The organism is Ruegeria sp. BI7, assembly GCF_056537925.1.
In genome coordinates, this window is record NZ_JBQFSK010000002.1 from 163,893 (window position 1) to 185,463 (window position 21,571).

Genomic DNA, 21,571 nt, shown 5'->3' on the forward strand with positions numbered 1-21,571 from the left:
AAGTGGTTTTGCTAAAATATTCACAACATGAGCTCCAGTATAAGACCGCCTTCCAGCTATTGATAGGCGCTTTACCGCCACTCGACGTCCCCCAGAAAAATGTAACCTGCGCCATAGATCGTCTTTATCAGGCGCGGGTTTTTCGGATCTTCGCCCAGCTTGGTGCGCAACCGAGAGATGCGCACATCCATTGCCCGGTCAAAGCTGTCGCCAGCCGCACCGCCCAGTGCCTCTTGCATCTGAGATCGGCTGATCAGGCGTTTCGGGCTGTCCAAAAACAATCGCAGAACTTCCCCCTCCGCATGGCTGAACGGTGTCTCTGCGCCACTGGCATCGATCAGGACATAGCGGTCAAAATACGCAGTCCAACCATTGAACATCGCCACATCCGACTGCGAGGTCTGCTGGCGAGGGGACCGCAATCTGGCCCGAATGCGGGCCACAACCTCGGCCGGGTCGAACGGCTTGGTAATGTAATCATCCGCCCCAAGCTCTAGCCCGGTCACACGATCTTGCACCTGCGCCCGACCTGAGATGATGATCACCGCTGCCCCCTGTTCCAGTGCCAGCCGATGCACCAACGCCAACCCGTCCGTATCGGGTAGGGACAGATCAACCAGGCACACATCCGGCGTCACACGTTTCAGCGCAGCCTCGAATTCCCGCGCCCGGGCAAAACTTTGGGTGCGGAATCCGGCCTCTTCCAGCGCGTCGGTCAGAACACGTCGGATTTCGGGTTCATCATCGACAATGGTGACCAGCGGTTGACTCATCAGGTGCCCTCGGTTCGGATCAGGGCGGACAGCTGTGCCCGCGTAAACGGTTTACTCAGGACCGGCGCCAGTGTCAGCGCTTGCCGGTGCAGCGGGTCAGAATAGGGCAACGAGGTCATCAAAATACACGCCAAGCCTGGCTTCAACTGCGCCAACAGGTCAAGACCCGTCCCCTGCCCTTCCAGTCGGATGTCTGACAGTACCAGCGCGATATCGTCAATATCCGCCGTCAAAGCCAGAGCTTCATCGACCGAGGTTGCCTCGATCACCGAACATCCAAGATCGACCAGCATATCGCGGAACTGCCCGCGCAGATCATCATTGTCTTCGACAAGCAGGACCAGCCCATCCTGCACCGGCGGGGCTGGACGATAGGGCAAACGCATGGCCACCGCTGCGCCCGAAGGCGTGTTGCGCAGGTTCAGGTCTCCGCCTGCCAGTTTTACAGTATCATAGACCATTGGCAGACCCAGCCCCGACCCTTTGCTGCCCTTGGTCGTAAAGAAAGGGTTCAGGGCTTTCTCCAAACCTTCCTCGGAAAAACCCGGTCCGGTATCGGTGACCGCAATTTCAATCCAGATCTCTCCGATCTTATGCGCGCTGATCGTCACCTGACCAAATCCACCACAGGCATCGCGCGCGTTCAGAACAAGGTTCAACAACGCGTCCTGCACCATGCCGGGGTCCAGCATCAGCGCCTCATCCGGCAGAGTGTTGACTACCGACAGGCCGACGCCGCGTGGCAGGGATGGCGAGGCGAGGATGCGTAAGTCTTCCAACAAGCCGCGCATGTCGGTTGCTTTTGGTTGAAATGTTCGGTTGCCAGTCATATCCGCAATCCGGTTCAGCAATTGCCCGCCCCTCAGTGCGGTTTGCTGGGTCGCGGCCACAAGCTCTCGCGCGGCTTCGGACAAATCCATCTTTTCCAACCGGGACTGCATACCCAGAATGATGGTCAACAGGTTCGAGAAATCATGCGCCAACCCACTGGTCATCTGCGCCGCCATGGCCCGGCGACGTGTCTGTTGCAGGGCTACACGCGCCTGCGTTTCCTCAGTAATATCGACAGACATCACATAGACGCCCCCCTCACCATCTGGTGAAAACGACACGCGGATGCGACGGGAATCCTGATCCTCTGTGAACTCGAACACCGACGTTTCACCGCTATAGGCTTTGAGCAGGTAAGGTTCTACACGGGTAAAGGCCGCAGCACCCAACGCGTCAGATATGTGCATATCCAGAATTTCAGAAGGTCGGCCCGGCATGACCGAGCTGAGCCGCCGGTTGGAATAATCATACCGACCGTCTGGATTCAGATGGGCAATATGGGCCGGCATCATCTCGGTCGTCATGCGTGTGCGGGCTTCGATCTCGGTCAGCTGACGTTTGGCCTCTTCTAGCGCAGAGTTGGTCGCCGCGAGTTTCCGGTTGGCTGCCAAAAGCTCCTCGGCGCGGTCCAGCAATTGATCCGACAGTTCCTCGGACCGGGCACGCAGCAGGGCCTCGGCCTGTTTGGTGTTGGTGATATCGGTGTAGACGGATACCCAACCGCCTGTGGGCAAAGGCGCACCTTCGACCGAAATCACGCAGCCGTTGGCGCGCACACGTTCCATGTAATGAGGCTCGAACGCCAGCGCCTGTTGAACCCGCTGAGCGACGGCATCCTCGACATCAGTAACTTCACCATATTCACCGTGCGCAACCAGATAGCGGATCGTGTCGGCGAACAGCGCTCCGGGCTGCACAAGTTCATCCGGCAGGTCGAACATATCCTGAAAACGGTGGTTACTGACCACAAGCCGCAATTGGCTGTCGTAGATCGACAGGGCCTGACCGATCAGGTTCAGACCCGCACTGGTCATCGACTTTATCTGTTGTTCAGTTATGTCCAAATTCGCCCTCTCCGCGAACCATGCGTAGCACCGGTTTCGTCACAGGTGTATAGGACAGATTGGATCAGTACCGCGGTTTGGACTTTGCCCCATCCGGCGTGATGGAATGCAGCGACAGCGTATGGTCCATGTTTCGCATCCGATGCCGCAACATTAGCCGCCCCAAACGCGCCAGGTCCACCGCATGATCGGGGTTGCTTGCAACATCCTCCAGCTCGCCCTTGCCGTCGTGATCGAAAAGCAACGGCGGCAAATCAGCCGCAAATTCGACCAAAGTGAACCGCTCGTCGCGCAGAATGCCCAAACACGAGTCGCTGTTGCCCGTGCCCAATTGCTGTTGCCACAACGTAGGGTTTTCGGGTTCCGAGAAATCAAGCTCGCTAAAAGAATAGCTGCGCCAATCCTCAGGCACTTCGCCACGCAAAAGCGGCAACAAGGACCGGCCATCCATCGCATTCGGAACCGTCTGACCAACCCATTCAAGGATCGTCGGGGTTATATCGACCGACTCGGTTGGCGCAGACACTACCTTGCCCGCCTGAGATTCATTACCCGGCACCCGGATCATCAGCGGCGTATGATAGGCCGCGTCATAGACTGTCATCTTGCCCCAGCTGTGCCGATCACCCAGCATCTCGCCGTGATCGGCGGTGATCACCAGCAGCGTATCGTCGTATTGCCCGCTGTCTTTCAGGTACTGGATAACGCGACCGACATGATGATCCACTTCGGTTGCCAGCCCCAGATAGACCGAGCGCAGCGTCTGGATATTCTCAACCGTGGGGTCAACGTGATCGAAACCAAGCACGAAATCCGCAGCCGTCTGCTTGTCCATCGTTGGACCAAAGAAAGGATGCATCGCCCGCTCTTCAGTTGCATCAGAGCTACCCGCAGGCAGTGGCAATGACGCCGGATCGTACATATCATTATACGGTGCCGGGGCCACCAGCGGTGGGTGTGGTCGGATATAGGTCAAATGGGCAAACCAGTTCTGGCCCTTGAGCGGGGCAAGACTGTTCAGGAATGTGTCGGTCAGAAAGGCCGTGTCGCTGTCTTCGGCCCGGTACAGGGCCGGATCATTCAGGCGCGGTGCATCTCCGGTCGGTGACACCGGTTTGTGAACGTCCCAGTAATAGTCAAAGCGGTATCCTTTCTGCATCAGGTGGGATCGCCACGGGTAGGATTCCTCTAACCGCATCTCGACGATTTCATCAAACCCGGCCATCGGGTTCTCATAGGATTTCAGAACCGGGTCACCTGCGTCATGCACACGCGGATCGGCCGAGGTATCGGTATAGCCGAACAGCATGGGCAGGTAACCGGCCTTACGCATCTCGGTCGCGATATTCGGCGTATCATGCCGCAGCGGTGTGCCATTGCGGACCGAGCGGTGATTCATCGAATACTGCCCAGTCAGGATTGAGGCCCGCGAAGGCCCGCAAGGATTGGTGACCGAAAAGTGGCGGTCAAATGTCACGGCCTCATCCATAAACGCCCGCATGTTCGGCAGATCGACGTGATCCGCAAGGGCACCGTTCAGGCAATCTGCCCGCAACTGATCAATAATGATGAACAGGACATTTCCCGCGTGCTTCATGACACTTACCTTGATTCCAACGAGGCGTTTCCGCTGCAGACTGTGACTTGGTTCCGTGGTCGCGGCAAGCCGTTCATCGCGCTGATATTTGAGCACGCTTTTTTTCGTATCACGTACAAAAAACAGTCATTTAAGGGGATGGCGCACATGGCTAGCGTCAGGCGGACCCAAATTGTCACACCCCTGCTATGGTATGACGGCAAATCTGGTCACAGCGTAAAAATCCGTTGCAGCACAACGTGGATTCACATCACATACGCCCATGACGCAGCCCATGATACATTCGGAACATGACGCCGACGGCGTCTGCCTGCGTATTTCGGGTGAAATGCTCACCAAATCTCTGGCGTCAGTAGAACAGGCTTTTGCCTCAGCTCAACCCCAGGGTGGCAACGTCACGTTTGATCTGTCTCAGGTCGAGGCGCTGGATACCGGTGGCGCATGGCTGGTTGCCGATTTGGCCCGGCGAAACAGGGCCGTAGGCGCCGAGGTTCGGTTCGAAGGGTTAAGCCCGGCTCAGTCCGCCCTGTTGGACACTGTAGCCAAGAACATACCTGACGATTCCGGTATCGAAGCGGAACACCGCAGTTTTGTTGATTGGGTCGCCAGCGTTGGTCAAGGCACGGCCGGGGCCTGGAAAGACACCCTTTCGATGCTGGGCTTTCTGGGCCTGACTCTGCATCGGTTGGCCCGCACTATTATTATGCCATGGCGGCTGCGACAGGCAGCGCTGGTATCTCAGATGGAGGAAACGGGTTTTAGGGCCATCCCGATTGTTGCCCTGATGGGGTTTTTAATCGGCGTTGTGCTGGCCTTTCAGGGGGCCACTCAGCTGAAACAATTCGGAGCCGAGATTTTCGTGGTCGAACTGATCTCGATCTCGGTGCTGCGCGAGCTGGGTATCCTGCTGACAGCCATTATTGTTGCGGGCCGGTCCGGGTCGGCTTTCACCGCGTCAATCGGATCGATGAAAGTGCAGGAAGAGATCGACGCCATGCGCACGCTGGGCCTTGACCCGATCGAAGTGCTGGTGATCCCGCGCGTCGTCGCTTTGTTGATCATGTTGCCGATCCTGGGTTTCATTGCGGATATGGCCGCCCTGATCGGTGGGGGTTTGATGAGCTGGATTGATCTTGGCATCAGCCCCGGCATGTTCGTGACGCGGCTGAAGGAAAGCACCGGCATCTGGCATTTTGCCATCGGCATGATCAAAGCCCCGTTTTTTGCCGTGGTCATCGGCGTTATCGCCTGTTGGCAGGCAATGCAGGTCAAGGGATCGGCCCAGAGCGTCGGCCAAAGAACAACAGCCTCCGTTGTGCAGTCTATCTTTATGGTGATTGCACTGGACGCGCTGTTTTCGATCTTCTTCTCGGTGTTGGAGGTCTGACATGGACGGGAGCGTGCTTGAAAAGACCTCGGAAACCGGCGCTCAGCGCGAGGCAGTGATCCGCGTGCGCAATCTGACCAACCAGTTTGGAACGCAGGTGGTGCATCAGAACCTCAACCTGGACGTCTGGCGCGGTGAAGTATTGGGCATCGTTGGCGGATCGGGCACCGGCAAGTCGGTGCTGTTGCGCACGATTGTTGGGTTGAACAGACCCGCCGCAGGCAGCATCGAAGTATTGGGTGTCGACGTCCTGAACGGGCCCGAACAGGAACGTCGCCGCATCGAACGGCATTGGGGCGTGGCCTTTCAGGATGGCGCACTGTTTTCGTCTCTGACAGTTTTGCAGAACGTCATGGCCCCGCTGCGCGAACACACCGGGTTAAGTGAAAAGCTGATGTGTGCCCTTGGCAGCCTGAAGATCAGCCTTGTGGGTCTGCCACAACTGAGCTGCGGCAAGTTTCCGTCAGAACTGTCCGGGGGTATGCGCAAACGCGCAGCCTTGGCCCGCGCACTGGCACTGGACCCCGAGATCGTGTTTCTGGACGAACCCACCGCCGGGTTGGACCCGATCGGGGCGGCGGCTTATGACGAGTTGATCGGCGAGTTGCAGCACGCGCTGGGGCTGACCGTGTTTATGGTTACGCATGATCTCGATAGCCTCTATGCCATTTGCGATCGTGTCGCAGTGCTGGCCGAAAAACGCGTTCTGGTTGAAGGACGGATTGAAGAAATGACCAAAGTCGACCATCCTTGGGTGCAGGAATACTTCACCGGCCCCCGGGCGCGCGCGGCGCAAAAGAAGGGGCAGGACAGGTAGAGGCCATGGAAACCCGAGCGAATTATATCCTGATCGGCGCCTTCACCCTTGCGGGTATCCTTGGCGCATTCGGCTTTTTCCTATGGTTGGCGAAATTCGAGGTGTCGCGGCAATACGCCTATTATGATGTACTGTTCGACAACGTATCTGGCCTGTCTGCGGCAGGCGGCGTCAGCTACAATGGTCTGCCAGTCGGTCAGGTTATTTCGCTGAATCTGGACGAGGACGACCCGTCCAAGGTACGGGTCAGGCTTGAGGTCGACGCAGACATCCCCGTAACCGAAGACACAATTGCGCAGTTGCAATCACTGGGTGTCACGGGCGTTAGTTACGTGGAACTGACCGGCGGGTCCGCCAGCGGCACAAAACTGCCACAAGACAGTGTGATTAAAAGCAAGCGCAGCGCCATTCAATCGTTGTTTGAGGGAGCCCCGAAGGTGCTGGACGAGGCCGTTACCCTGCTGGAAAACCTCAATGCCGTAGTCGATGACAAGAACCGCAAATACGTCAGCGACATTCTCGACAATCTGGCTTCCGCTTCAGGCAAGTTGGAAAAGACGCTTTCGGATTTCGAAAACCTGTCGACGGACCTTGGGGGCGCCGCAAAAAAGCTTGGCGATTTCACAGATCGATTGGATCAGTTGGCCGACACCGCCGAAACGACCCTGACAACCGGCACGGATACGCTGAAAAGCGTGAAAACCGCATCGGACTCGGCAACCGAAGCCCTGGGGAGCGTCAAGGTCACCATCGAAACAGCGAACAGTGTGATAGAGGAAGATATCCGACCCTTTATCGAACGGTCCACAACCTTGGCCGAGAACCTGAACAGCCTGACGGGCGAGGCCGGGGTATCATTGGCAACCATCACCGAGACATTCGTGAACGCCAACAAAACCCTCGGATCGATCACTGGCACAATGGAGATGGCAGAGGGCACCCTGGCTTCGGCAGAACGTGCCTTTGACTCGGCCAACAAAGTCATAACCGAAGACGTCGGCACTGTAATGAACGACATCCGTACAGCCGCAAATGAGGTATCCGCGACTGTGAAGAACGTCACCCAACGTCTAGACGACATATCCGCCGATATCCTGAGCGCATCGAAATCAGCCTCGGAACTGCTGGGTACCATCGACGGTATCGTCCAGGACAACCGCCGTCAGCTGTCCGATTTCCTGCGGGTCGGTCTGCCGCAGTTCACCCGCTTTATCGAAGAATCGCAACGACTGGTCATCAGCCTGGATCGTCTGGTGGATAAGGTCGAACGTGATCCCGCGCGTTTCCTTCTTGGAACCCAAGCATCGGAGTTTCGCCAATGATTAGGCATTTACTTGTGGTTCTCGCCCTGGTGTCGCTGGGGGGATGCGCGGGGCTGGGAACGCTCAGGCAGGCATCAAAGCCTAATGATTTGTACTTGTTGACACCAAAAAGCACGTTTTCGTCTTCGTTACCGCGCATTCAAAAACAGGTCGTGGTGCAGGAACCAACGGCCACCGCAGCCGTCAACACCGATCAGATTGCTATTCAACCCACACCGTTGCAGGTCCAGTATCTGCCACGGGCGCGTTGGGTGGACCGCGCCCCGCTGATCGTTCAGGCGTTGTTGGTGGAAAGCTATGAAAACAGCGGCAAGGTGGCTGCCGTTGGTCGATCGACCGTGGGGTTGCGCGCGGACTATGTCATCGTTCCGGACTTGCGGGAATTTCAGGGCCTTGTGATCGCTGAAGATGACGGATCGTCAACCGTACGGGTCGAAGTCCGCATGAACATCAAGATCATCGACGAATTCGAAGACAAGATCATCGCGTCAGATTCCTTCCGGGAATATGTGGTCGCCGCCAGCGATAAAACTCCTGATCTGGTCCGAGCGTTCGATAATGCGCTAGGCAAGACCATGCGGGATGCGGTGGAATGGAGTGTGCGCAGGATCAACACCCACGCCGCGAACAATTCTGATCGATTTTAGGTCAGGAAAACGGGCGCCTTCAAATGTCGGCGCCCGCATGCAAGTGTCATTGGGAAAGTGTCTGGGCCAAACGCATCAATGTGATGGCTTCGGCACGATACCCGAACGGGTCCTCACCCTTTGCCTCATTTGCAAGCGCAATCGCATCCGCATAGGACCACGAGCCCAAATATTCTCCGCCGCGCAACAACTGGCCAAAGCCCGCAATGACGTATGAGAATTCCACATCTTCGGTCACGGCCCCTTGCCCCGGCAGGATTGGATGCTGGATCAATTGGCTTTCCGCAGCCCCCGGAGTTTTGTACCGCAGTTTGAAAAATCCGATCTCGTCCGACCCCTCGGACACCGCCTGTTCCGCATAGCGCAAGGGACCATTTCGGATGGCGTCCGACCCCACAGGTGTCACTTCGTAAATCGCAGTCACCGTATGACCGGCCCCGATATCGCCCGCGTCCACCTTATCGTTCGCGAAATCTTCGCGCTTCAAAGCACGGGTTTCATACCCGATCAGACGGTATTCGGCGATCTGCGCCGGGTTGAATTCGACCTGTATTTTGACGTCATTGGCAATCGGAAACAGCACGCCGGTCAGCTGATCGACCAGAACCTTGCGTGCCTCGCTTAATGTATCGATATAGGCCGCCTGCCCGTTCCCGTTCTGCGCCAGCGCCTGCATGGTCGCATCGTCCAGATTTCCCCGACCAAAGCCCAGAACGCTTAGAAACGTGCCGCTGTCGCGCTTTTGGGCTATGAAATCTTTCAAAGCGTCCGGGTCGGACAGGCCAACATTGAAATCACCATCCGTGGCCAGGATAACGCGGGTGACCTCACCATCCTCAACCATGCTTTCCGCCACCTGATAGGCCTGCTGCAACCCGGCCTGCCCGGCGGTCGAACCCCCGGCCTCCAACTGGTCCAGCGCGTTCAGGATTTTGGACCGTTCCGACGCCGTCGTCGGCTCCAGCACTTGCCCGGCGCCGCCCGCGTAAGTGACGATTGACACCTGATCTTCGGGCCGCAATTCCGATAGCATCAGGCGGAAAGATTGTTTCAGCAGCGGCAGTTTGTCGGTATTTTGCATCGAACCCGACGTGTCGATCAGAAACACCAGGTTCAGCGGTGGGCGATCTTCGATCTGCGGAAGCGCACCCTGAATGCCGATATGGACCAGCTGCGTGCCTTCGTTCCAGGGTGTTGGGGTCACCGAAATCGAAGGCCGGAACGGCACATCACTTTCGGGCGCGGGATAGCTGTAGGGGAAGTAATTCACCATCTCTTCAACCCGCACCGCATCTTTCGGCGGCAACTGACCGCGCATCAAAGAGGATCGGACAATCGAATATGAGGACGTGTCGACATCAATCGAGAAGGTCGACACGGGATCTTCGGCAGTGACCTTCAATGGATTGGTGTCGGCGTTGGCAAAATCTTCGGTATTTTGTTCGGGTGCCAGAACAACAACGCGTTGGTCCGGCGACGGCACCAATAGTTGGGAACCTCCAATTAATCCCGAACTGGAATAGCTCTCATTTGTCACACCCAGGCCACCGGTTTGTATTTTACTCGATGCATTAGGACGCGACCGAGGCGCGATCGAGTCCTCCATCACAACAGGCGCTTCGACCACGGGTTCTGAAACCGCGCTGTCGGGAACGGCGAAAGACAATTCACTGTCCTGATCCGCCTCTTCTGTTTTGGTCCGGGATTCAACGCGTTCATCGTTCGGTAGTGGGGATGGGCTCGACATGTAAACCCGCGTCTGCGGTAGAATCGCCACCAAGGCCACAGCAGCAATTGCGGTTGTCGCGGTCAATGCGCCGCGATGCGTCAAGACATTCAACATGGACTTCGCTCCTTCTGTCAGGCGGGCTATTGGGCCTCGCTTGACAGTCGGACGCGCGCCAGATTGCAATCCTTGGGTGCGGGCGAAACTTTTCTGCGCCTGCTGCAGATTTTCCACCCGACGCTGCGCATCCGGCGCGGGGGTGGCGGCATTTATCAAGGTTTTGAAATCTTCAAGATCGTCTGTCATTGAGCCAGCTCCTCTTGCCGCAGGGCGCGCAGGCGTTTGCGGATATCCGACATGCGCCAAGACACTGTGCCCTCAGACACGCCCAGCACTTGCGCCGCTTGGGCATGAGTCATCTCGTCCTCAAGCGTCAGGGCCAAGGTGTCCTGCAATTCTTGCGGTAAGGCGCGCATGGCCCGTTGCAACCAATCGACCGCTTCGGCGGTTTCCGCCGCTTCCGACCGGCGCATCTGCTCAACATCGCCCCACCCGACCGCAGCACGACTGTGACTGGCTTGCCGACGGCGCGCGTCTTCGGCGGCGTTGACGACAACACGATACAGCCAAGTGGTGAATTTGGCCTGCACCCGAAACCCAACAATCTTGGTTGGTAAGGCGGTGCAGATATCCTGTGTCAAATCTTCGGCCTGATCACCGCGCCCGCACAAACGAAAGGCCAGACGGAAAATCCGATCGTAATGGCGCGCAAGTAGGGCAGCGAACGCATCCGCGTCCCCCTTTGCGGCAGCTTTGGCCAGATCCTCATCCGAAGTTGTCATACGCATCACGATGAGTAAGACGGACCGGAAAGGTCAATCCTTGGCGGCGGGTCGAAAAAAAAATTAAAAATGACTTGCCGATGCCATTTTCCAATCCGCAGCAAAGGCTTCGGGGGGCGTATCGTTCAGCAAGGCGCCTTCATCGATCAGAGTGTACATTTCGGCATAAGAACGTTCGTGTTCATCCGCGTTACGACAGCGGATATCGCTTGGGTGCAAGTCAGAGACTTTTTCTTTACCCATAGCTCCCAAAAGCTCACGAAAGCTTTCCAGCGTGGCGTCATGAAAGCGCTGCACCCGAACGCGTTTTTGCGGCACGTTCACTGCCCGTCCCCGGATCGGATCCTGTGTGGCCACGCCAGACGGGCAACGGTTCGTATTGCAATGCAACGCCTGTATGCAACCCACCGCAAACATCATCGCCCGCGCCGCGTTGCACATATCAGCCCCAAGCGCAAATTTCTCGACCATGTCATAACCCGTGGCCACCTTACCCGAGCAAATGATCCGCATCTTGTCGCGCAAACCGGCACCACGCAGGCAGTTGTTAACAAAGATCAACGCCTCGTTCAGGGGCACGCCGAGGCGGTTGGTAAATTCAACCGGAGCCGCGCCGGTGCCCCCTTCGGCACCATCAATAGTAATAAAGTCGGGCAAAATACCCGTTTCCAACATCGCCTTGCAGATCGCCATGAACTCGGAAGGACGACCAATGCACAGCTTGAAACCGACGGGCTTGCCGCCTGACAATTCACGCAGGTGCTGAACGAAATGCATCAAACCCGTCGGGCCTTCAAAGGCCGAATGGATGGGAGGAGATATGACGTCCTGATGCTCGGGTACGTGGCGGATTTCGGCGATTTCCTTATCCACCTTGGCCGCAGGCAGAACCCCGCCATGGGATGGTTTCGCGCCCTGCGACAGTTTGATTTCAATCGCCTTGACCACATCTTTTTGGGCTTTTTCAGCGAATTTATCCTTATCGAACGTACCTTCGAGCGTACGGCATCCAAAATAGCCCGTACCGATCTGCCAGATGATATCACCGCCCTCGGCCAGATGGTGCGGAGACAACCCACCCTCACCCGTGTTATGCGCAAACCCCCCATCTTTGGCACCGCCATTTAACGCCCGGATCGCATTGGCGCTGAGTGCGCCGAAACTCATGGCGGATACGTTCAGACGCGAGGCATTATAGGGCTTGGTACACTGGGGTCCGCCCAGCATTACCCGTTCCTCACTTTCGGCCACCTCTTTGGGTGCAAGTGAATGGTTGGCCCGGTGATACCCTACGGTCATGATGTCGAATTGTGTGCCAAAGGCCTGTGTATCCATCTGCCCCTTGGCGCGGGAATAGACCAGGCTGCGGATGATACGGTTATAGGGGCGCCCGCTTTCGTTGGTCTCAACAAAATATTGGCGGATTTCCGGGCTGACGAATTCCAGCATATACCGGAAATGCCCCAGAACCGGATAATTGTTCAAAACGTTATGCTTTGTAGTCAGCATGTCATACAGGCCAACCACTGCGTAGGGGATCAACAGGACCAGTAGCCAATGCGCCGGTGGCCAGTACAACCCCCACAACACAGTCAGCGGCAAACACACGTAGCTGAGGAAGTAATAGAGTTGACGTACAATCATTTTGCGCTCTCCCAAGGTGTTGCCAAACCAGCTAATGGCAAACGTGGATCAATTCGGCTTTTGATTGCAAGCGTTTGAACCAAACATCACGCGATCAGGTTAGATTACGAAACAGGCAGAATACAGAGCCACTGTTGATCCCCCTTGCCCCTATAGGTATGCCAAAACAAAGGTGAAATTGTGCAGGAATCCAGGCCGTGACACAGATCCGACCCGCCGTCCGGACCACGGCCATCATGTTCGCTGCCGTTTTCGTAGGGGGCGCTGCGGGGTCGTTGCTGCGCGAGGCGCTCTCGGCCCAGATCCCCGGCGCTCCGATTCTGACGGCCACGTTTGGGATCAATATTGTGGCCTGTTTCATACTCGGTTGGCTTTATGCAGTGCGGCATCGCGTGCATGCACATGTGTTGCATCTAGGCGCCGTCGGGTTTTGCGGAGGTCTGTCTACGTTTTCCTCATTTGTGGCCGAACTGGAACGTATGGCGGCAACGCATCTTTGGGGCGCTATTTCGGCTGCTGGTCTGGAAATCGCGGTTGGCCTTGCTGCTGCTATTTTGGGCGAGACTATCGGACGGTGTCTCCTAGGGCAGAGGTCAGCAAAATGACTGAGCTGTACCTGCACGCTATGTTCGGGCTGGGCGGCGGTCTGGGCGCAGTGCTGCGCCATTGGGTCGCCCTGCGGGTTCGCCACGACCTGCCGTTTGCAACGCTGATTGTGAATATTCTGGGCAGCCTGCTTCTGGGTCTGTGGATCGGTTACCTGGGTGGGCCGGTTGATTTGGGCGAGGAAGAAAGACGGCTGGTTTTCGGGTTCTGCGGCGGCTTCACCACCTTCTCAAGCTTTGCCTATCAGTCGCTGGAATTGCGGCGGCAACGCACGATTGCGCTGGCGGCGGGGAATATTCTACTTAGCCTGGTCTTGTGTTGGCTCGCCTTGTTGCTGGGATTGTTCCTGACACACTAGTGCGCAGGAACAGCAGACTGTGTGCCTGGCTTAGGAGCGCGGCAGAAAAACAGCAAAGGAATCGTCGCCAGGGCCAGCAAACCCAGGTTATTGAAAACGGTCAGATATGAAATCATTTCAGCCTGCTGGCTGATCGCTTGCCCCAGTATGGCAGCGCCTTGCGCACTGTCGGGCGTCAGGCCAAGCGGTTGCAGATAAGCCTGCGCAGCCGGGTTGTAGGGGGTCACATTCTGGCCAAGCACAGCGGTATTCGTCTGCAACCCGCGCACCACCCATGTCCCAACAAGTGAAATTCCAACCGACGACCCCAACTGACGGGTCACGTTGAACAATCCAGACGCTTCGTCCTGCCGCGTTTTCGAAATACTTTCGAACGCCAGAATCGACATGGGCACAAAGACCAACCCCATACCCAGACCGCTGACTGCACCCGGCCAGGCCAGCTCCCAAAACCCCGCATTCATATTCAGCGCGCCCATCATGAAGTTGCTTACCGCCGTCAACGCCATGCCCAGCCCAGCCAGAATACGCGGATCAAAACGATGCACCAGTACAGCGCCAGTCACCACCATGGACAGACCCGCCGTAATGCCCCGCGGAATGAACAAATGGCCTGAGGCGATGACCGGATAGTCCAGCAGGTTCTGAACAAAAGTTGGCAGGATCGCGATACCTCCGAACAGCGAGATCGCAAACCCAGCGATGACCAGATTGCACAGGGCAAAATTCCGGTCCGCGAAAAGGCGTAGATCAACGACGGGGCGCTTCGAGCTGAGCGCATGAACAACAAACCCCAACGCGCCCAGAACCGACGCGATCAGCGCCACCTGTATCACACGAGAGGTCAACCAATCCTTGGTTTCCCCCTGATCCAGTATATATTGCAAGCAACCAATGCCGATGGCCAGCAAGGCCAGACCGATCCAGTCGATCTTGACCTCTTCGGTTTCATCATCCGGCAGCTCTCCGGCCAGCAACAGCAGGGCCATGGCCGCCACCGGCAGGTTTACGAAAAACACCATCCGCCACGAGAAATACTCAGTCAGGATGGCCCCGACTGTCGGCCCCAAGACGGGGGCAACCACGACGCCCAGACCAAAAACAGCCATCGCCTGCCCGCGTTTTTCACGGGGAAATGCATCAAACAGGATAGATTGCGACAGCGGGATCAGAAACGCGCCGAACATACCCTGCGCCAGGCGGAAAAAAACGATTGTCTCAAGGCTCCAGGACAGGCCGCACATGACCGACATGGCAGTGAAACCGGTGATGGCGGTCAGGATCAACCGTCGTCGCCCGACCCGGCGCGCGACAAAACCGGTCAGAGGCATGACAACCACAGCCGAGACAATATAGCTGGTCAAAATCCAAGTCGCCTGATCGGTCGTGGCACCAAACGCGGCCTGAATATGAGGTAGCGCGACGTTGACGATGGTGCTGTCCAGCACCTCGAGTATGGCGCTAAGCACAACGGCGATCACGATCACCGGATTTACGCGGCTGGCCGCCGATCCGGTCATTTTTCTGCCTGATCGACGGTCGTGTCCACTGTCACTTTGCTGCTGCCGCCCACACGCAGCGGCGCATCGGTCGGGTCAAGCTCCACACGCACCGCAAAGCGGCGGGTGACCTTGACCCAATTGCCGCTGGCATTCTCGGACGGCAAAAGCGAGAAAGTATCCCCCGACCCGCGCCCGATCGAGGCGACCTTGCCCGTCAGCGTCACACCCGGCAGCATGTCGATCTGAACCGTAACCGGTTGGCCCGGACGAATGCGCGGCAGAGCGGTTTCCTTGAAATTCGCATCCACCCACCAGTCCGAAGACTCGACAATCGAAAACTGCGGCGCATTGGCGGCCACCGCTGAACCTGGCCGTAAGGTCAGGTTAGCAATCCAACCATCCGCCGCTGCATAAACCTTGGTCCATCCCAGATCCGCCTGTGCGATCTCAAGCTGTGCGCGGGCAGACAGAACGTCATCTTGCTTTGCGGCCACACCGCTTTGCAGGGCCAACAGGCCGGACTGGCTGGCGGTCAGTCTGGCCGAGGCCTGCGCGAATTCTGTCGTTGCCTGGTCCAATGTGACCTGCGCCACATCTCCATCCGCAAAAAGCGCCTTGTTGCGTTCAAAATTGTTGTTGGCCGTGTTGAAGGCGGACTGAGCTGAATCGACCGCCGCCTTGGCCGCTGCGATCTGGGTCGAAAACGTTTGAACCTGCTGTATGGCTCTGTCCAGATCGGCCTGCGCCTGATCGACGGTTGCCTTGAATTGTGTATCGTCGATGGTGAACAGCAGGTCCCCCGCCTTGATTGGCTGATTGTCATTGATCGGCACCTCAGCAACCTGCCCGGTTACCTGCGCTGCCACGTTGATGATATTAGCACCGACATAGGCGTCTTTGGTCGAGGGGTACCTTTCCTCATGGCGCCAATACAGCAACAGACCAGCGGCGATAGCAATCAGCATGGCGGCAACGGCGACGACTTTAATCGATTTCATGCGTCAGACCTTATACAATTCGCTACATCGGATAGGTGTGCATCCGAACCGCCAGATTGCCCATGATCCAAACAGTTCCAAGAATGATGATCAGTAACACCAGCGTAGAGAAAAGGATTAAATCCAGGTCTTCGCGGCTGCTGCGGCGTCGGTCGATATGCAGGAAATAGACGAGTTGTACAATGAGTTGCGCCAACCCCAGCAGGGCGATTGAAAGGTAAACCCCTTTGGTTTCGATGCCGTATTTATAGGCTATCGTGAACACCGCCCCTGTCAGCAAAAGCGAGCCGCCATAACCGATGACGTACCGCCGACGTTCGCGCCGATGCATCTCGCTGCGCTTATCCATAGGTCAGCCCTCCGAAGTAAACGATGGTGATGATCCCGATCCAGATCAGGTCGAGGAAGTGCCAGAACAACGCCAACCGAACCACACGCGACATCAGCAGATCGGTCAAGCCAAACAGGCGCAGCTGAATGCCCAACACGATCAACCACAAGCACCCAGCAGCCACGTGCAACCCATGCAGCGGCACCAGACCGTAGAAGGCCGATAGAAACCCGCTGCGTTGAGGGACACCGCCTTTTTCGGTCATCGCCACGAAGTCGCGGATTTCCAGCACCAGAAAGCTGAGACCCAATACCAGCGTCACGCAGAACCAGAACACGATCCGCCATCTGGGCAGGTTGTATTTCAGCGCCAGCATTGCCAGCCCCACGGTAAGGCTGCTGGTCAAAAGGATTATCGTCTGGGCAAAGATGCTTCTCAGATCGAACAGCTCGTGCGGACCGGGCCCGCCAGCCTGTGCATCGATCATGGTGATGTAAATGGCGAACATCAGGCCGAAATAGACCAGATCGCTCATCAGAAAGACCCAGAATCCGAAAGTGACAACCTCGGCGGCCTGGTCCGCGCTGGCATGCCGCCGCCCGAGGTTTAACCCCGGATAGCTGTGCGTCGGTGCGCGCTTCATGTCACTGCCTCCAGGTCAGGGCGGGCAAGGCCGCGATTTTCCGGAGCAATTTCATGATCGCGATCCACCGGTGCAGAGCTGCGCACCAAATCAAGCCAGGCTTCGTGTTGTTTGCGAACCTCCTCGGCGGGGATGACCTCTTCTGTGTCCAGCCGGAAAGTCCACAGGATGAAGGACAGCAACATCAGCGCAGTTACCAGTGCGGCCAGCCACCAGATCCACCAGACCAATGCAAACATCCAGACTCCGCTGAGTACACACAGGATGAACCCGATCCCAGTGTTGCGCGGCATCGAGATATCTTCGTACTCATCAGGTGTCGGATAGGCCTCACCCCGTTCCTTTGCGGCGGCAAAGTTATCCCGATCCGTCACCTGCGGGATGACGGCAAAATTGTAGGGCGGCGGCGGCGACGGGATCGACCATTCCAGCGTGCGCGCATCCCACGGATCGCCGACTGGTACGCGGGTGTTTTCCCGGTCGCGGATACTGACCCACAATTGCATAACCACCGCCAACAGCGCCGACAAGATCACCAACGCGCCGATGACGGCGATGATCATATAGGGGTGGAAACTGGGGTCTTCCCAACTGAACGACCGGCGCGGCATCCCCATGAGGCCAACGAAATAAAGCGGCAGGAAAGTCAGCATGAACCCAACCGTCCACAATACCACTGTGATGCGCCCCCAACGCTCGTTCAGCCGGAACCCAAAAGCCTTGGGGAACCAGTAATTGTATCCGGCCAGCAGGCCGAACAGCACGCCCGGCAACAGAACATTGTGGAAATGCGCCACAAGGAACAGAGTGTTATGCACCTGATAATCGACCGTCGGGTTGGCAAGGATCACACCCGACAAGCCACCAATCACAAACAACATCAGAAAGGACAGGCCGTACAGCATCGGCACCGAAAACCGGATACGGCCACGATACAAAGTCGCCATCCAGTCATAGACCTTCACCCCGGTTGGAATGGCGATCAGCATGGTGGCGATGCCGAACACAGCATTGATCAGAGCGCTTTGGCCCATAGTAAAGAAATGGTGCAGCCAGACGGTAAAGGACAGCACCGCGATGCACATTGTGGCAATCACTAGCGAGTTGTATCCGTAAAGCCGTTTGGCCGAGAATGTGGCGAAAACTTCGGAATAGATACCATAAGCGGGCAGAACCAGCAGATAGACCTCGGGGTGGCCGAACAGCCAGAACAGGTTGGCATAGTTCATCATGTTGCCGCCAAGGTCGTTGGTGAAATAATGGAAATCCAGATACCGATCCGCCGCCAGCATCAGTGCGGCCACGCCGAGTGGCGGCATGGCAAAGATGATCAGGATCGAGCTGCTGATGATTGTCCAGCAATACATTGGCAGCCGCATGAACTTCATCCCCGGCGCCCGCAGCTTGTAGATCGTGACTGCAAAGTTGATCCCCGTCAGCGTGGTACCAATGCCTGAGACAACAATGGCCCATATCCAGTAATCCGGCCCCACTCCGGGATTAAAGGCAGCACCGGTATAGGGCGGATAGGCTGTCCACCCGCCGGTCGAGAAATTGCCAACCACCAGCGACACCATCAGCATCATGCCCGCCGAGACGGTCAGGCCCAGACTGATCTGGTTCATTACCGGAAAGGCCACATCCCGCGCACCGATCATCAGTGGAATAAGGTAATTCGCGAGCCCGAAGACAAAGGGCACGGCGACAAAGAACACCATGATCGTGCCATGGGTGCTGAACAACTCGGCAAAGTGTTCGGCCTCAAGGAAACCATCGCCCGGCCCGGCTGCTTGTTGGGCGCGCATGACAACGCCTTCAAGCACGCCGCGGGCCAGCATGACGATGGCAAAGACGATGTACATAATGCCGATTTTCTTATGATCTGCGCTGGTCAGCCAGTCGCGCCACAAAGGCCCCCACAGGCGGAACCATGTCAGTGATCCGACCACGACAATGACGCCTACGATCACCACGGCCGCCGCCGCGTTGGCCACGATTTCATTTGCGTTAGGGTTTTGGATCAGACCCGTGATCGGGAAGGCATCCCAGTTCAGACGGCCAAAGAATCCCGTTTCGGTCATTGCGCGCCCTCTTGCCCGTATTCAGCGGTTCCCGGTTGTTGATCGCGTGGCAACGGTTGCCCACCGTGATAGCGGTGCAAAATGGACTGGAACAGATCACCGTCCTCCAGCGTAAAATACAGCGCATTGAGTGGCATCAGTGAGGTCCCCAATGCTGCTTGTACCTCATCCCGATCCGTGCGCATGGCCAGCGTTCTGTACGTGTCTTCGGTCAGAGGCATCCCATGGGTGCGAACACTTTCAACCCAGGCATTAAAGTCTTCCGTCTGCATCGCCTGAGTCAGAAACTTCTGCTTGGTAAAACCCCGCCCATTATACTGCGTGTTTTCGCCCTGCATCGTCTCGGGCGTATCGGCCACCAGATGCAGCTGAGTCGTCATCCCCGGCATCGCGTAGATCTGCCCCGCCAGAGCAGGGATCATAAAGGATTGCATCACCGTATCCGTCGTCAGCGTCATCGCCACTTGCTGTTTGACAGGAATGCCGAACTCTCCGACGGTGGCGATACCAAGATCGGGGTAAATGAACAGCCATTTCCAATCGAGGCCAACAACCTGCACGTTCAGCGCGGGTGTTTCACCGAACGGTGCGGCGTAAGGGTCCAGCCGGTGGGTGGCTTTCCACAAGTAATACGACAGCAGCGCCACGATCACGACCGGCACGCCCCACATGGCTAATTCCAGCTTGCCCGAGAAATCCCATTTGGGCCGGTACTCTGCCGCGCTGGCCTTGCGCCGCCGGTACCGCAAGGCGATCAGCGGCACCAATACCAAAACCGGCAACACGGCGATCATGATCAGAACAGTCGCCCGCAGCAGGTGGGTTTTCTGAACCGCCGCAATAGGGCCTTGCGGGTCCATGAAGCTGTTGCTTGCCCACGCCATCTGTGCCGAGGTCACAACAACCGCGATCACCAGTGCCATTGCTGAAGGTTTGAGTAAGGCCACGCCTGATCGTCCTCTTAAGCCTTCGTTTCGGCCAACTATCGGCAGAGTCACAGGTTTTCTCAAGGTTTTTTCCAAAACCATCGATTGTTTCACACCCTGCTTGAACAACCACAGCATTAGGATCGTGCAAATCGCCTTCGATGATGCGGTTGACTTGGCATCTCAGCCGGGTGAGACATTTTGGTGATGCGTTGGATTATTCTCGCCCTCGGCCTTTGGTGCCTTTCGACAAGTGCAAGCGCACAGGATCGCGCGACGGTGGAACGCCAGTTTCAAGCATGGCTGCAGGATACAGTCTGGCCGCGTGCCAAGGCCCAAGGTGTTTCGCGCGCAACCATGCAGCGGGCCTTTGATGGGGTAACGCTCAACTGGAAGTTGCCCGATCTGGTGCCGCCGGGCAGTTCTGCTCAGACACCCAAACAGCAAAAACAGGCTGAATTTGGATCACCTGGCCGATACTTCAATGCCGGTTCCGTTCAGGGTGCAACTGCCAAAGGGCGGCAGATGGCCCGGCGTCACGCCAAGACCCTGGCGCGGGTCGAGGTGGAAACCGGGGTTCCCGGGCGGATCATCCTGGCCATTTGGGGCCGGGAAAGCGGGTATGGCCAAGTACCCATCCGCCACGATGCCTTTCAGGTGTTGGGGACAAAAGGGTTCATGAGTACCCGGGCCGCGTATTTCACCGACGAGTTGATCGCTGCGCTGCAAATTGCCGAGGCCGGCCACGCCCCAACGGGCGGGTTGAAAAGCAGCTGGGCGGGCGCGTTGGGTCAACCGCAATTCATGCCTTCGAACTTCCTGACCTTTGCCGCGGATGGAAATGGCGACGGGCGGTCCGACATCTGGGGCTCGGCCGAAGATACAATCGCCTCCATCGGGCATTTCCTGTCGCAACATGGCTGGGTCACCGGGCGCGACTGGGGGTTCGAGGTCACGGTTCCAACCCAGATAACCTGTGCGCTGGAAGGACCGGATCAGGGTCGGCCTATTCAGGACTGGGCTGCCATGGGGATCACCCGCGTATCTGGCAAGCCATTTCCACCACACGAACTGCCGGGTGAGGGGTTTCTGATGATGCCAGCTGGACGCAAGGGACCCGCCTTTATCGTCACGCCGAATTTCTACGTTCTCAAGGATTACAACAAAAGCGATCTCTACGCTCTGTTCGTGGGCCATGTCGGAGACCGCATTCAGTATGGCGTTGGGGACTTCAAAGCCCGCTGGGGCAAGGTTGATACCTTGTACCGGTCAGATATCGCAGCCATGCAACGGGCGTTGGAAAACCAGGGCCATGATGTCGGTGGTGCGGATGGATTGCCGGGGTTCAAGACTCGCCGCTCGATTGGGCGCTGGCAACAAGTGACGGGGCGCAGCCCGACCTGCTTCCCAGAAACCAGCATGAAATCCGCTCTGGCGCAGTAGCGATTCGCTGCAAATTTGATGTGATTCGAGCTT

19 protein-coding genes are annotated in these 21,571 nt (G+C 57.2%); 7 read left to right on the plus strand and 12 right to left on the minus strand.

All coding sequences use genetic code 11. The annotated features are described in order from the left end of the window. Positions 1-71 precede the first annotated feature (71 nt). From ACR0JB_RS08370 to ACR0JB_RS08380, 3 genes are all read right to left on the minus strand, one after another. The gene (locus tag ACR0JB_RS08370; RefSeq protein WP_226689412.1) at positions 72-773 is read right to left on the minus strand and encodes a response regulator transcription factor; all 702 of its coding nucleotides are present in this window, start codon (positions 771-773) and stop codon (positions 72-74) included. Continuing rightward, positions 773-2,638 (minus strand): hybrid sensor histidine kinase/response regulator, encoded by a 1,866-nt coding sequence (locus tag ACR0JB_RS08375; RefSeq protein WP_480789825.1) that lies wholly within the window; start codon positions 2,636-2,638, stop codon positions 773-775. Before ACR0JB_RS08375 ends, ACR0JB_RS08370 begins: the two co-directional genes overlap by 1 nt. A 94-nt stretch (positions 2,639-2,732) precedes the next feature. Next, positions 2,733-4,265, minus strand: coding sequence for a sulfatase-like hydrolase/transferase (locus ACR0JB_RS08380; protein ID WP_480789826.1), 1,533 nt, complete (start codon positions 4,263-4,265; stop codon positions 2,733-2,735). A gap of 274 nt (positions 4,266-4,539) precedes the next feature. Between ACR0JB_RS08380 and ACR0JB_RS08385 the strand changes: the two genes are divergently transcribed. From ACR0JB_RS08385 to ACR0JB_RS08400, 4 genes are all read left to right on the plus strand, one after another. Then, complete coding sequence (locus ACR0JB_RS08385) at positions 4,540-5,652, plus strand: ABC transporter permease (protein WP_226689415.1); 1,113 nt, start codon at positions 4,540-4,542, stop codon at positions 5,650-5,652. Position 5,653: 1 nt separating this feature from the next. Continuing rightward, a complete protein-coding gene (locus ACR0JB_RS08390) occupies positions 5,654-6,469 on the plus strand; it encodes an ABC transporter ATP-binding protein (RefSeq protein ID WP_170349998.1) in 816 nt (271 codons plus the stop codon). Positions 6,470-6,474: 5 nt separating this feature from the next. Continuing rightward, positions 6,475-7,791: an MlaD family protein gene (locus tag ACR0JB_RS08395; RefSeq protein ID WP_170394775.1), complete on the plus strand. Its 1,317-nt coding sequence runs from the start codon at positions 6,475-6,477 to the stop codon at positions 7,789-7,791. Between the two features lie 95 nt (positions 7,792-7,886). Beyond that, on the plus strand, positions 7,887-8,438 hold the full coding sequence (locus ACR0JB_RS08400) for an ABC-type transport auxiliary lipoprotein family protein (RefSeq protein WP_254440505.1): 552 nt from the start codon (positions 7,887-7,889) through the stop codon (positions 8,436-8,438). Positions 8,439-8,484: 46 nt separating this feature from the next. Here the strand turns inward: ACR0JB_RS08400 and ACR0JB_RS08405 are convergent, their stop codons facing one another. The 3 genes from ACR0JB_RS08405 to ACR0JB_RS08415 form a co-directional block, all read right to left on the minus strand. Further along, positions 8,485-10,470: a vWA domain-containing protein gene (locus ACR0JB_RS08405; protein WP_170506013.1), complete on the minus strand. Its 1,986-nt coding sequence runs from the start codon at positions 10,468-10,470 to the stop codon at positions 8,485-8,487. Continuing rightward, complete coding sequence (locus ACR0JB_RS08410; RefSeq protein WP_170394784.1) at positions 10,467-11,006, minus strand: RNA polymerase sigma factor; 540 nt, start codon at positions 11,004-11,006, stop codon at positions 10,467-10,469. The genes ACR0JB_RS08405 and ACR0JB_RS08410 overlap by 4 nt, the downstream gene beginning before the upstream one ends. Positions 11,007-11,069: 63 nt before the next feature. Continuing rightward, on the minus strand, positions 11,070-12,650 hold the full coding sequence (locus tag ACR0JB_RS08415; protein ID WP_170394787.1) for an FMN-binding glutamate synthase family protein: 1,581 nt from the start codon (positions 12,648-12,650) through the stop codon (positions 11,070-11,072). A gap of 197 nt (positions 12,651-12,847) precedes the next feature. Here ACR0JB_RS08415 and ACR0JB_RS08420 point away from each other — a divergent pair, with 197 nt between their 5' ends. Both ACR0JB_RS08420 and ACR0JB_RS08425 read left to right on the plus strand, forming a co-directional pair. Beyond that, a complete protein-coding gene (locus tag ACR0JB_RS08420) occupies positions 12,848-13,255 on the plus strand; it encodes a fluoride efflux transporter FluC (protein ID WP_367648159.1) in 408 nt (135 codons plus the stop codon). Continuing rightward, positions 13,252-13,614: a fluoride efflux transporter FluC gene (locus tag ACR0JB_RS08425; RefSeq protein ID WP_170394790.1), complete on the plus strand. Its 363-nt coding sequence runs from the start codon at positions 13,252-13,254 to the stop codon at positions 13,612-13,614. The genes ACR0JB_RS08420 and ACR0JB_RS08425 overlap by 4 nt, the downstream gene beginning before the upstream one ends. Here the strand turns inward: ACR0JB_RS08425 and ACR0JB_RS08430 are convergent. The 6 genes from ACR0JB_RS08430 to ACR0JB_RS08455 are packed head-to-tail and all read right to left on the minus strand — an operon-like array spanning position 13,611 to position 20,116. Beyond that, complete coding sequence (locus tag ACR0JB_RS08430; RefSeq protein ID WP_170394793.1) at positions 13,611-15,134, minus strand: DHA2 family efflux MFS transporter permease subunit; 1,524 nt, start codon at positions 15,132-15,134, stop codon at positions 13,611-13,613. The two genes, ACR0JB_RS08425 and ACR0JB_RS08430, sit on opposite strands and share 4 nt — an antisense overlap. Beyond that, positions 15,131-16,114 carry an HlyD family secretion protein gene (locus tag ACR0JB_RS08435; protein WP_170394797.1) on the minus strand — a complete coding sequence of 328 codons (984 nt, stop codon included), beginning with the start codon at positions 16,112-16,114 and terminating at the stop codon, positions 15,131-15,133. The genes ACR0JB_RS08430 and ACR0JB_RS08435 overlap by 4 nt, the downstream gene beginning before the upstream one ends. Before the next feature lie 22 nt (positions 16,115-16,136). Next, on the minus strand, positions 16,137-16,463 hold the full coding sequence (locus tag ACR0JB_RS08440) for a cytochrome o ubiquinol oxidase subunit IV (protein ID WP_058281612.1): 327 nt from the start codon (positions 16,461-16,463) through the stop codon (positions 16,137-16,139). After that, entirely contained in the window at positions 16,456-17,088 is a 633-nt protein-coding gene (locus ACR0JB_RS08445) for a cytochrome c oxidase subunit 3 (RefSeq protein WP_170349988.1), read from the minus strand. Before ACR0JB_RS08445 ends, ACR0JB_RS08440 begins: the two co-directional genes overlap by 8 nt. Next, complete coding sequence (locus tag ACR0JB_RS08450) at positions 17,085-19,169, minus strand: cbb3-type cytochrome c oxidase subunit I (RefSeq protein WP_480644334.1); 2,085 nt, start codon at positions 19,167-19,169, stop codon at positions 17,085-17,087. The genes ACR0JB_RS08445 and ACR0JB_RS08450 overlap by 4 nt, the downstream gene beginning before the upstream one ends. Further along, the gene (locus ACR0JB_RS08455) at positions 19,166-20,116 is read right to left on the minus strand and encodes a cytochrome ubiquinol oxidase subunit II (RefSeq protein WP_480644336.1); all 951 of its coding nucleotides are present in this window, start codon (positions 20,114-20,116) and stop codon (positions 19,166-19,168) included. Before ACR0JB_RS08455 ends, ACR0JB_RS08450 begins: the two co-directional genes overlap by 4 nt. Before the next feature lie 186 nt (positions 20,117-20,302). Between ACR0JB_RS08455 and ACR0JB_RS08460 the strand changes: the two genes are divergently transcribed. Further along, the gene (locus tag ACR0JB_RS08460) at positions 20,303-21,538 is read left to right on the plus strand and encodes a lytic murein transglycosylase (protein ID WP_170394806.1); all 1,236 of its coding nucleotides are present in this window, start codon (positions 20,303-20,305) and stop codon (positions 21,536-21,538) included. The last annotated feature ends 33 nt before the right edge of the window (positions 21,539-21,571 follow it).

Excerpts from the sequence above, each read along its gene's own strand:
- ACR0JB_RS08405 (WP_170506013.1), bottom strand. The coding sequence starts at position 10,470 with ATGACAGACGATCTTGAAGATTTCAAAACCTTGATAAATGCCGCCACC.
- ACR0JB_RS08385 (WP_226689415.1), top strand. The coding sequence starts at position 4,540 with ATGATACATTCGGAACATGACGCCGACGGCGTCTGCCTGCGTATTTCG.
- ACR0JB_RS08425 (WP_170394790.1), top strand. The coding sequence starts at position 13,252 with ATGACTGAGCTGTACCTGCACGCTATGTTCGGGCTGGGCGGCGGTCTG.
- ACR0JB_RS08395 (WP_170394775.1), top strand. The coding sequence starts at position 6,475 with ATGGAAACCCGAGCGAATTATATCCTGATCGGCGCCTTCACCCTTGCG.
- ACR0JB_RS08390 (WP_170349998.1), top strand. The coding sequence starts at position 5,654 with ATGGACGGGAGCGTGCTTGAAAAGACCTCGGAAACCGGCGCTCAGCGC.
- ACR0JB_RS08460 (WP_170394806.1), top strand. The coding sequence starts at position 20,303 with ATGCGTTGGATTATTCTCGCCCTCGGCCTTTGGTGCCTTTCGACAAGT.
- ACR0JB_RS08435 (WP_170394797.1), bottom strand. The coding sequence starts at position 16,114 with ATGAAATCGATTAAAGTCGTCGCCGTTGCCGCCATGCTGATTGCTATC.
- ACR0JB_RS08430 (WP_170394793.1), bottom strand. The coding sequence starts at position 15,134 with ATGACCGGATCGGCGGCCAGCCGCGTAAATCCGGTGATCGTGATCGCC.
- ACR0JB_RS08370 (WP_226689412.1), bottom strand. The coding sequence starts at position 773 with ATGAGTCAACCGCTGGTCACCATTGTCGATGATGAACCCGAAATCCGA.
- ACR0JB_RS08450 (WP_480644334.1), bottom strand. The coding sequence starts at position 19,169 with ATGACCGAAACGGGATTCTTTGGCCGTCTGAACTGGGATGCCTTCCCG.
- ACR0JB_RS08410 (WP_170394784.1), bottom strand. The coding sequence starts at position 11,006 with ATGACAACTTCGGATGAGGATCTGGCCAAAGCTGCCGCAAAGGGGGAC.
- ACR0JB_RS08415 (WP_170394787.1), bottom strand. The coding sequence starts at position 12,650 with ATGATTGTACGTCAACTCTATTACTTCCTCAGCTACGTGTGTTTGCCG.
- ACR0JB_RS08440 (WP_058281612.1), bottom strand. The coding sequence starts at position 16,463 with ATGGATAAGCGCAGCGAGATGCATCGGCGCGAACGTCGGCGGTACGTC.
- ACR0JB_RS08375 (WP_480789825.1), bottom strand. The coding sequence starts at position 2,638 with ATGACCAGTGCGGGTCTGAACCTGATCGGTCAGGCCCTGTCGATCTAC.
- ACR0JB_RS08380 (WP_480789826.1), bottom strand. The coding sequence starts at position 4,265 with ATGAAGCACGCGGGAAATGTCCTGTTCATCATTATTGATCAGTTGCGG.
- ACR0JB_RS08445 (WP_170349988.1), bottom strand. The coding sequence starts at position 17,088 with ATGAAGCGCGCACCGACGCACAGCTATCCGGGGTTAAACCTCGGGCGG.